The 10,448-nt window shown below is 64.4% G+C and carries 9 protein-coding genes; 2 read left to right on the top strand and 7 right to left on the bottom strand.

What is annotated here, in order from left to right:
- Positions 1-83 precede the first annotated feature (83 nt).
- On the top strand, positions 84-929 hold the full coding sequence (locus QRN51_RS16575) for a phosphatase PAP2 family protein (protein ID WP_284991068.1): 846 nt from the start codon (positions 84-86) through the stop codon (positions 927-929).
- A 24-nt stretch (positions 930-953) separates the two neighbouring features.
- Positions 954-1,748 (top strand): alpha/beta fold hydrolase, encoded by a 795-nt coding sequence (locus QRN51_RS16570; protein WP_284990942.1) that lies wholly within the window; start codon positions 954-956, stop codon positions 1,746-1,748.
- A 15-nt stretch (positions 1,749-1,763) separates the two neighbouring features.
- Here QRN51_RS16570 and QRN51_RS16565 read toward each other — a convergent pair whose 3' ends face one another.
- From QRN51_RS16565 to QRN51_RS16535, 7 genes are all read right to left on the bottom strand, one after another.
- Positions 1,764-3,041 carry an acyltransferase family protein gene (locus QRN51_RS16565; RefSeq protein WP_284990941.1) on the bottom strand — a complete coding sequence of 426 codons (1,278 nt, stop codon included), beginning with the start codon at positions 3,039-3,041 and terminating at the stop codon, positions 1,764-1,766.
- Between the two features lie 243 nt (positions 3,042-3,284).
- On the bottom strand, positions 3,285-4,505 hold the full coding sequence (locus QRN51_RS16560) for an MFS transporter (protein WP_284990940.1): 1,221 nt from the start codon (positions 4,503-4,505) through the stop codon (positions 3,285-3,287).
- 147 nt (positions 4,506-4,652) lie between these two features.
- Entirely contained in the window at positions 4,653-5,606 is a 954-nt protein-coding gene (locus tag QRN51_RS16555; RefSeq protein ID WP_284990939.1) for a hypothetical protein, read from the bottom strand.
- 155 nt (positions 5,607-5,761) lie between these two features.
- Positions 5,762-6,640: a glycoside hydrolase family 25 domain-containing protein gene (locus QRN51_RS16550; protein ID WP_284990938.1), complete on the bottom strand. Its 879-nt coding sequence runs from the start codon at positions 6,638-6,640 to the stop codon at positions 5,762-5,764.
- Positions 6,641-7,009: 369 nt separating this feature from the next.
- Complete coding sequence (locus tag QRN51_RS16545) at positions 7,010-8,149, bottom strand: MinD/ParA family ATP-binding protein (protein ID WP_502870876.1); 1,140 nt, start codon at positions 8,147-8,149, stop codon at positions 7,010-7,012.
- 256 nt (positions 8,150-8,405) lie between these two features.
- Complete coding sequence (locus tag QRN51_RS16540; RefSeq protein ID WP_113990515.1) at positions 8,406-9,002, bottom strand: P-loop nucleotide/nucleoside kinase family protein; 597 nt, start codon at positions 9,000-9,002, stop codon at positions 8,406-8,408.
- 104 nt (positions 9,003-9,106) lie between these two features.
- Positions 9,107-10,402, bottom strand: a complete 1,296-nt coding sequence (locus tag QRN51_RS16535) for an MFS transporter (protein ID WP_284990936.1) — start codon at positions 10,400-10,402, stop codon at positions 9,107-9,109.
- Between the last annotated feature and the right edge of the window lie 46 nt (positions 10,403-10,448).

The following is a 10,448-nucleotide window of genomic DNA, read 5'->3' as shown; positions in this document are numbered from 1 at the left end:
CCCTGAAAGCAATGAGTTTTCCTAAGACGAGCCGGCTGCCGGCCACACGTGGAACCGCTACTAGGCGCTGGCCGAGCGCTGGGATGGGCTTGCTTTTTGTGCTCGCAACCTTGGCATGCATGGCCGCATTCGTTGCCACCTACTACTTTTTTGTTCGCACCACCACCGGACAGTACATCGACGAATCCGCCCTGGTGGAGGCCGCGACCATCAACGGTCCCACCGAGCGGGCGACCACCCAGTTCCTCGATTGGCTGCCGGTCACCTCGGTGGCGATTGCCGCCGTCGTCGTTCTTTTCGTCACCTTAATGCGCCGTCGCTGGAAGTCCGCCGGGATCGCGGTGGCCGCATGTGTCGCGGCAAACCTGGCCACCCAGCTCCTCAAGGACTGGTTCCCGAACAGGCCGTTCCGCGGCGTCCAGACCATTGAACTGAACTCGCTGCCCTCCGGTCACACCACGCTCGCGGCGTCTGCGGCTGCTGCGGTGTTCCTGGTGGTGTCGCCCCGCTGGCGGCCCCTGGCGGGGTTCCTCGGTGGCACTTTCGCTGTGGCGGCCGGAGTTTCCACCTTGATCAACCAGTGGCACAGGCCCGCCGACGTCGTCGCCGCGTTCCTCGTGGTGGGAGCGGTCATGCTGCCGGCCGGCTGGCTGGTGCTGCGCACGGGAAAGCGCTGGAACGTCCAGGACGGCCGCGGTGACCATTGGGCGTCGTCGCGTTTGTGGCTTTCGCTGTCGACCCTCGCGGGCGTGGTGGCCGCGGCCGTTGCGGTGTACTCGCTGATCGGAATCGCGAGCGGTTTCGGGCAGGAGAGCACCACCCACTACTTCTGGGCCGGGGTCTCCTTGATTGTCATCACCGGTTATCTGGCGACGGTCGCGGCCACTTGGCTATTTGGTCTGAATGCCGGACGGCGGCAGTCACCTTAGTGCGGCGAGGCGTACCCTGATGCTATGGGCGCCGAAGTCCTGGATCTCAGGCTCACCACGGGTATTCGGGTTCCGTGTTTGGTCCATGGCGACGCCGATGCGAAGCCGGTGTTGCTTCTGCACGCCTGGGGCGAATCCCGCCGTAGTTTCGACCGCCTTGTACCCCTGCTGACGGACTTCAGGGTCTACGCGCCCGACCTCCGCGGGCAGGGCGACGCCGAGAAACCGGAGCTCGGCTATTCGTTGGCGGAGCAGGCCGAGGACGCCGCAGCCATCCTGGATGCGCTCGGTGTGCACAGGGCGTCCGTTCTTGGTTCCTCGAGCGGCGGCTACGTGGCCCAGCAGTTAGCCATCGCGTACCCTGGTCGCGTCGCGGCGCTCGTGCTGGTTGGCTCGCCGCTGAGCCTTCGGGGTCGGACTGCTTTCGCCGATGAAGTCGCCACTCTGCAGGACCCCGTCGACGAGAACTGGGTCCGGAATTCCTTGGCTTGGTTCCCACTGCTGCATGCGGTTCCCACTTGGTTTATCGAGGACCGGGTGCGCGACGGACTCAGGATGCCCGCGCATGCGTGGAAGCTCATCCTCAATGGCTTGCGTACGGCAACTCCGCCCACCGAGTTAGGAACCATTCTCGCGCCCACCCTGATCCTGTGGGGCGCGCATGACGGCGTACTGCCTCGAAGGCACCAAGAGGCCTTGGCGGCGCGAATATCAGGCGCCGTGTTGAAGGTCTATCCCGGGGTAGGGCATCTGGTCTTGTGGGAGTGTCCGGACCAAGTTGCAGCGGACACCATCGCGTTCCTCAGTTCGCGCGGCTGAGGTTCACGCACGGCATCACGCCCCCGGCCTCGCGGCACCGACCTTCGGCACCAATGCGCGCAACCGGAGTCGGGCCGGTTCCTCGACATACTTGTACAGCAGGTGGGTGGCCAAGGCAATCCCGAGCAAGCATGCCACCCCGAGCTCGTTCTCCGCCACAGGTCCGGCGCCGTTCGGCCAGTCCCTGATGAGCCAGTAGAAGAGGTAGATGAAGAACATGTGGACCAAGTAAAGGCTGTAGGAGCTGTGCCCGCCATACTGCAGCCACCGGGCGGACAATGCCGAGCGGAGCCAGCCGCGGGTCAGGCTAAGCAGGGCAATGAGCAACGGGAAGGCAAGCACGGCCAGCCGTCCCGGACCCGGTTTACCTGCCGTGGCCAGAAAGACGACGACGGCGGTTCCGGTCAGCAGGGCGCCCGGACCGGCCAGGGCAGCGTTGAATTTCATACGGTCCGCATTGCGTGCGGCGATGCAAGCGAAGGCTCCGGCAATGAAGCAGCATGCGATCCGCAGCAGCCATTCGTAAGGCTGATGCTCATCCGTGGCGATGGGCAAGTCCGGACCCCAGACGGCCGTCGGCAGGAGAACGAGCACAGAGGCGGCCAGCGCCGCGAGCGGATGGAGACGGCGTAGCCGGAACAGGACCAGCGCCAGCAGCGGAAATGCCAAGTAGGCCAGCCACTCGGCACTTACCGTCCATCCGGGCCCGAACCAACTGGCGCCGTCGGTACCCGGCTGGAACCAGAGATGCATCATCAGCAGCTGCTTGGCGAGACCCCACGGCGACAGGTCGGGAGACTCGGTCTGGAGGGACCATTCCCGCACGGATTCCTGCGCGCTCCCATACACCAACCAAAGGCCCAACACGCCCACCACCAGAGCGAACGCGGGCCACATCCGGGCGAACCGGGCCCAGACAAAGTCCGCTGAAGCTCGCCAGCTGAACCGTGGGCCGAGTCGGTCCAGGTACGTGTAGGTGATGATGAAGCCGCTGAGAACAAAGAACACGTCCACACCGAGGTCGCCGTTGGCAATGATGGGTCGGAACAGCTCGTAGACGGGGGCGAGGAAGGTGTGCTGCATGGCTTGAAGGTGGAAGAACACCACCCACAGAGCGGCAACAAAACGCAGTGCGGTGAGCGTCGCCAGATCAGGCCGGGACTGCTTCGCGTCGCTCTTCGGCAGGCGATTCTGTGCCCCTGAACCAAGCGACGGGGCGCCGTCTTTGGCGGGATTCCCAGGGGTCGGATTCGCAGTGGGGGCACGATGCGGAGGCGCGATGACTGAGAACATCCAATTCACCATACCGGAGCCACCTGACCGGAATCTGGGAGCCGCATACCCAACTGACTCGCAGTTAATGTCGTTCTGAGCCCTCAAAACGACATTAATTGCGAGCCAGTTGGGCCCGCACCGCCGGTGGTGGCTCGCAAAGCGAGGGGGTCTGGGCCCCGCCACCGGCGAGGGAGCCGGTGGGTGGGCCCACAGCCGCGGGGTTCCCTGGCTGAGCTTGCGAAGCTAGGGGGCGGCTGGGGACTAGTAGTTCCTGCGGTGCTTGAGTTTCGGGAGCGCGACGGCGAATACCGCCGCCGCCGCCACGCCCAGGAAGCCCGTGGCCCAGACGCCCGCCGCGAGCGATACTGCGGCAGTGAGCGCCGAGAGCAGCACTGGCCCGCCCGTGGCACCGGCGTCGGAAATGAACCTCCACAGGCCGAGGAATTGCCCGCGGCCCTTCTCCGGGGAAAAGTCGGCGCCGAGAGTCATGATGAGTCCCGAGCTGATGCCGTTGCCGAAGCCGATCAGAAGCGAGGCCAGCAGGAGCCCCACGAACTCGGCGGAGGACGGCATCAGGAACAACGCCGCGCCCATGATGAGGGTGGACGGCACCGCGACCCACATGCGCCCCTTGCGGTCCATGAGCTTGCCGGCCGGATAGAACACCAGCATGTCGATCGCGCCGGACAAGCCGTAGATCAGCGACGCGTGTGTCGCGTCCAATCCCAGGTGGTCCGCCCACAACGGGATGACCACTTGGCGTGAGGCCCGCAGGGCGCTGAGCAGCAGGATCCCGGTCCCGATCGTGAGGAACACGCCCGCATGGGAAACCGCAACGCCACGGAGGGTAGGCTCCGGACCCTTGCGGCCGCCGTCGACGTCGTCCGGCAAGACGAGATCCGGGATGGTGAGGGACAGAACCGCGGCGGCGGCCATACCCACCACCCCAACCCAATACGCCCCGCTGATGCCAGCGAACTGCATCACGGCCGCACCGACGAACGGGCCGATGAACACGCCGATCCGGGTCACTCCGCCCAACGTCGACAGGGCACGGGCCCGGTAAATCACGGGGACGGCTTCCGTCAGGTACTTCTGGCGCGCGAGGTTGAAGACGCTCGTGGACATCCCGACGACGGTCATCGCCGCGGCGAGCAGCCAGATTCCGTTGTGCGCAAGGAGCGGCGCGAATCCTGCGGCCAACAAGGCCAACGCTCCGGCTGCGCCTGCGGCCACGATGGCCCATCGTTCGCCGAATTTGATGGTGATCAGCGAGGCGGGCAGGTTGAAGAACCATGATCCCAGCCCGATCAAGGTGACCACCAACGCGGAAACAGCCACGGACGCACCAAGGTCTCGGGCGGACAATGCCACCACCGGAAGCACTGCGCCTTCGCCGATACAGAACAGCAGGGCGGGCCCAAAGGCGGGCAACGCGATGCTGCGGAGATTGAAGGGCTGAACGGTGCTGGTTGTCGTCATCCCTTTCATCCTAGGCCGCCACTCCATTTGCGACGCGCCAAATACCTGTAGCGCACGGAATTCCGGCAGCGCCAGGCATTTAGCGCTGCGTCAGGCATTCCGCGCAGCGCCAGGCATTTCGCGCAGCGCCAGGCATCCAGCGAGTCGTCAAAAGCCTCCGCGCGGACGACGCCGGGGCACGCCTGCCGCTGCCAGCTTCCGTTCTAACACGCCGGGCGCCATGAGTTCCGCCCACACCCAACGGACTACGCCGCACCCCGTGGCACGGATCCGGTCTTCGCGCAGCTTCTCCTCGACGACGGCTTGAGCGGGGGTCCGTCCCTTGAGGAATTCCGGTTTCAGGTACTTGTCGATGCCGTCAAACTCCCCGGCCACCCGCACACCCTTCCAATAGAAGTCCGAAAAGCCCACCAGGCCCGCTTCGTCGCGGAATTCGCGTTGAAGAACCGGGGCCTCAAAGCCGCCGACATGCATCAAGGCGCAGCTGTAGGATTCCCCCGCGGATCCGGACAGGGGATCTGCGAATTCGACCGCCGTTTGGATTCTCCGGATGGCCGCCGCCGTGTAAATTCCGTCCGCTCCTGCCAGAAGCGCCTCTTTCGTGATAGCAGGCAATCCCCGTTTCCGGTCGGATTTGAGCACGTGATCCAAGGGAGCGACGGCTTCGACGAACGGGGTGAACGCTGCCAGATCCAGTACGGTGCGAACCCTGTCAGTCACCAGGAGTCCCTCGCGGCGACATACGTTGAGGCCGGAGGGGTCCGCGTAGTGGCGGGTTATCCCTGCCCGCGAGCGGCCGCCGTCGTTCCTCAGGGTCACGGCCTGCATCGGATGATGCAGGCCGATGGTGGGGATCCCCCATACTGACGCCGCCGAGTGCCTGGCGAAAATGGTCCGCGCTCTGGAGGTTTCGGCCGCCGCGCTGATCTGGACACGGTATTGTTCCCACGGTTTCAGCGCTGCCCACGCAGCGCCGTCGACGTACACGCCTTGGCGGACGCGATGCAAGGCACCCGTTTTGGCGCTGCGGGCGAGTTCCTTGAGGGTCGTTCCGTGAAAAAGGTGATCTCGGCTGAGTATCAGGCGTGGCAAGCGGGTCATGCCTAAGAACCTGCCACGGCGATTGAGGCCCGCGACAGCACCGAATTCCCCCATGTGGACAACTCCCGTGCTCTCCGACACGGTGTGTTCCCTGCGCCCCCGGAATTCCGCCTGCGTCAGGAATTTAGCGCAGCGCAGGGCACGAAGCGCAGCGACTACTTCAGGAAGCTGGCGTTGAACGAGTTCAGGTCCACGTTGATGCCGTTCAGGGTATGTTCGAACTTCTGCTGGATGCCCACACGCATGGTGCCGGCCGTGTTCCAGCCGCCGTACTGCACAGGGTTCGGTGCCAGGTAGTTGGGGACCCAGTTGGCGTAGTTGAGATTGCTCGTGTCGGTATCCCACAGGGGCACGTCAGCAAATGCGGTGCTGTTGCCCATCAGCCCGGGCCACATGCCGCTGCCGCTGTAGATCACGGGCCGAACGCCGAGGCCCCGCACGCCATCCACCATGGCCCGCGTCACCAGGGATCCACCGGGTTCGATGTCCAGGGCAAAGAACTGCAATTGCGACATGTACGGACCGGCCGCTTTGATCCCGTTCGACCAGCACGACGCGTCGCGCGTGTAGACCGCGATCTTGAGGCCGGCGTCGAGCGCCATCTTCAATTGGGCCTGGGTCTGCTGCCACGGAGTGCACGTGCCCCAGACGGTGGAGTGCATCACGTAGAGACGGAAGCCCTCGGCGTAGGCCTGGCGGAACCAGTTGGGGTCGGTGATGGCCGCGGTGGTGTCGAGCACCTTGACGGAGCCGCCCTGATCCGTTTGGGGTACGGCGGCAGCCTGGGGCACGACGACGACGGGCGCGGGAGCGGCGGCAGGCTGCGGAACGGCGGGCGGTGCTGGAGTGGGGGCAGCGGGCGGTGCTGGAGCCGGCGTCGCGAGCGGGGCCACCTCAGCGGCGGGTGCGGCATTGGCGATTGGTGCGGCGCCGGCGTCGGGCGCTGTGTTGGCGGAAGGCCGAGCGCCCGTGGCACCCGTCACTCCGAGGAGAAGCACGGCAGCAAACATCAAGGCAAGTTTTTTGGGAATCAAAAGAGGCTCCTGGGTGCTGGCCTCGGGTTCAGAGACGGGCGCAGCAGGGTGTCATGAAGGCACGGAATTGGGTGCACCATGCCCGGGCCCAGTTCCCGGTCATGGCGAGGTCGCCCCGCAAAGCGAATGACGTCCAGGTGCAACTTTAGGGAAATCCCGGCGGAAGCGACAATTTGCAATCCGCGTAGTAGTCGAGTAAGAACCCGCTCTTACCCGGGCAAAAACAAGTAGTAATAGAGTGTCGCGGGCGTCACGCTAGGCAATAACTAAGTAGCCCCACCCAACTGACTCGCAGTTAATGTCGTTTTGAGCGCTCAAAACGACATCTAATGCGAGCTAGTTGGGCCGGGCCCGCCGAAAAGGGAGGCGCTACACGTACCCGTCCACGATCGCGGCCGCGATCTCTTTGTACGCACGCCGGGTGTCGGGGCGCAGGACGTCCAGGGTGACCAGGTCGCCGTCGGCCACTCCCCTGTCGTGCGGCACGGCAATCAACTGTCGGCAGATCCCGGCGAGGTGTTCCTCGATGGCATCCTTGTCCACGCGGGACGACACCTCGTCCTTGTCCGTGATCACCACGATCGCGTTGCGGGCGAGGTCCTCGTAGCCGTGGCTCGCAAGCCACTGAAGGGTGCTGCGGGCACGCTTGGCACCGCTCACAGCGTAGCCGGCGGCGATGATGAGGTTGTCGGCCGATTGCAGGATGCCGCTCATGGCATTGTGCGTGACGCCGGTACCGCAATCGGTCAGCGCGATGGAGTAGTAGCCCGAGATCAGCTGGCGGATCCGCAAGTATTCCTCGGCGGTCAGCGAATCCGAAACTTCCGGGTCCTGTTCACCGGCGATCAGGTGCAGTCGGCCGGCATGGTGCATGTACCGGGCCAGCGCCGTGAGCGAATCGACGTTTTCCACGTTCTTGAGCAGGTCCGTGATGGTGCGCGGCGTGGCCTTTTGGTAGATGCCCTCGCCCAGCGCACGCTCCACGAGGTCGCCGGAATCGGGGTTCGCGTCGATGGCGCAGGGCGGGTCGCCGCGGAATTCCGCCAGGGTGAGGCCCACGCCGACCGTCGTCGAGGTCTTGCCGATCCCGCCCTTGAGGCTCAGCACGGCGGTGTTGTAGCTGCCTTGAAGCTGGCGGGAAATGCGCCGCGCGAGCTCGTCCTCTTCACGCTGCTTGGCGCTGGGACCGAGGTTCCACGCGCCGCCGGTCAGCCGGTAGAGCATGCCGCGGAAGCCACCGATGGGACGCGGTTTCTGTTCCCTCACGAAGGAACCCGGGGACGAGATGAAGTCTGAAATCGGAGCATTGGCGGCTGCGGCCCGTCCGGCTCGAGCGGATGCCGGGATCTCGCGGCGCGGTTCCTCACGGCTCGCGTCACCGCTGGCCGGGTCGGTGACCGCTCCGGTGGATGCGTCGGCTGCGGCTGCCGCTTCGGCCCACGATCTGCTTTGCAGCGGGGCAGGCGTGGATGCGGGTGCGTCGGAATCGTTCGGCGTGATGATCGGCATAGTTCCTGTCCAGGGGTCACCCTCTTCGCGGCGGCGATCGCGGCGTCGACGAAGCTCGGGCTGCCCTTCGATAGATGCAGCGGCGCTGGCTTCGTTCTCCACGGAATCCGGCATGGTCTTGTCCCCTAGGATTCGCAGCGTTGTGCGCCGCGGCTCTCGTTTGAATTGCTTCAACCAGCAATTCTAGGTGGAGACCGTCACAAACCCGTCATAGCGGGCGTGCCGCGCGCTTCGGACAGCCTTTTTTGGCGGTCGCTCAAGCCGGCGGGTCGGACGTCGGAACACCGCCGATGCCGAACACAACGTCAAGAAGCCCGACGTCGATCGCGTCGCCGCTGTTGTCGAGTTCGACGTGGCGGGCACCTTTCCACTCACAGGCGTTGACCTGGGATGCGGCCCAGAATTGTTCCCAGTTATTGAGCTTCCATTCGTCGCGCTCATATCCCCGGGCTACAAGGCGCGCCCTGACGGCCTCCCCATCGGTTCGAACATGCACCACGATCAGTTCGGCCTCGGGCCAATGATGCTCGCGCCCGGCGTTGATGAGGTAGTCCGGATCGGCGAAGAACTTGCCAAAGGGTGCGTCCAGGACCACGGAGCGGCCGACGCTCAGGTTGTCACGGGTGAGGTCCAAAATGGACGCGTACTCCAGCGGCAGGATGGCCCGCTGGTAGAACTCATTATTATCGCGCTCGTTCGGATCGGAGCCGTCGAGTGTCAACAGCAGCTCCGTGAATCGCTTGGTGGCGGTGTCCTTGTCGATGTAAGCGGCACCGTGGTGTTCGGCGAGGAGCTTGCTGACGCTCGACTTGCCGGAGCCCGCCGGCCCGATCACAAAAAATACCTGCGGCATGGTTGTCTTCAACTGTCTGTTCTGCATTGAACCCTGGATCAAATTCTTTCAGTCAAGGGCTGTGGCGGGTAGGCGTTGTTGCCGTCCCCGCCACAGCGCCGAGGCTAGGCCGAAACTGTGGTCCGGCGGTCCTTAACGAAGAAGCCGTAGGAGAGTGCGCCCACCACCAGCAGGACTCCGCCAATCAGGAAGACCAGGGTGTAGTTGCCGCCGGTTTCGGTAAGGATGAAGCCAGTGACGATCGGAGCGAGTGCCGCACCGAGGAAGCCGCCGAAGTTCTGGATGGCACCCAAGGAAGCCACCTGGGAGGGTTCTGCGATGTCCGCTGCCAGCGTCCAGAGGACACCGATCGGCACTTGGGCGGCGAAGTAACCGACAGAGAGCAGGACGATAGCCAGTGCGGAGTTATCAACATAGGCAACGGGCAGGACGGCTGCGGCGGCGAGGAGCGCGCCTCCGACGATCGGGAGCTTGCGGGCGGTGACGGTAGGAATGCCGCGGCGGATGGCCCTGCTGGAGATCACGCCGCCGGTCAGCACACCAATGATGCCGCAGAGGAACGGCAGGGCCGCGAGCCAGCCACTCTGGCTGAGGCTGAAGCCACGGGCGGTCTGCAGGTAGCTCGGCAACCAGGTGAGGTAGACCCACACTGTGTAGAAGATGCCGAACGCGCCCAGGACCATGAACCAGGTGTTCTTCTGCTTGAGCAGTTCGCCCCAGCCGGCTTGCTTTTCCTTGGGCTTCGACTGCTCTTCGAACTCGGCACCCTTGATGAGGAACTGTTCCTTGAGCGTGGGGTCACGGTAGACGCGGAGCCACACGAGGGCGACGATCACGCCGAGTGCGCCGATGACGATGAACATGCCGCGCCAGCTCATGGTCAGCAACAGGAAGGTCAGCAGCGGAGGGGCGATGGCGTTGGCAATCTGCGAGCCGGTGTTGACGATCGAGACCGGCAGGGCGCGCTCGGTCTTGTTGAACCAACGGTCGGCGACCTTCAGCCCGGAAGTGAAGAATGGGGACTCCGAAATACCCAAGGCCACACGGGCGGCGTACAGGAAGCCGAAGGAATTGGCGAGGGCGGAGAGCATCGAGATGATGGACCAGAGTCCGGCGGCCCAGGCGAACATGCGCTTGGGACCATACTTGTCCACAAGGTAGCCGGCAGGCAGGTTGGCAATAGCGTACGGCCACGAGAACGCCGAAAGCAGCAACCCCATCTGAAGGGCGTTAAGGCCGAATTCCTTGGCAATCGTGGTGTTCGCGATGCTCAGGTTGTTTCGGTCCAGGTAATTCACGATCCCGCCGATGACCAGCAGAGCTACCAGGTACCACCTGATTCTCACGCGCCTCAGGGGCTTGGTATCCGTGGCGTCTATATCTGCTGATGCTTGGCTCATGCAGCTCACTCCTTTGTGTTCTGACCGACAGTCTTTGTCGGGTTGT

Origin of the sequence: Arthrobacter sp. efr-133-TYG-120 (assembly GCF_030209785.1) — a bacterium.
Lineage (GTDB): Bacteria > Actinomycetota > Actinomycetes > Actinomycetales > Micrococcaceae > Arthrobacter.
The sequence above is the reverse complement of the archived record's forward strand: the minus strand, read 5'-3'. Positions and strand labels throughout refer to the sequence as shown.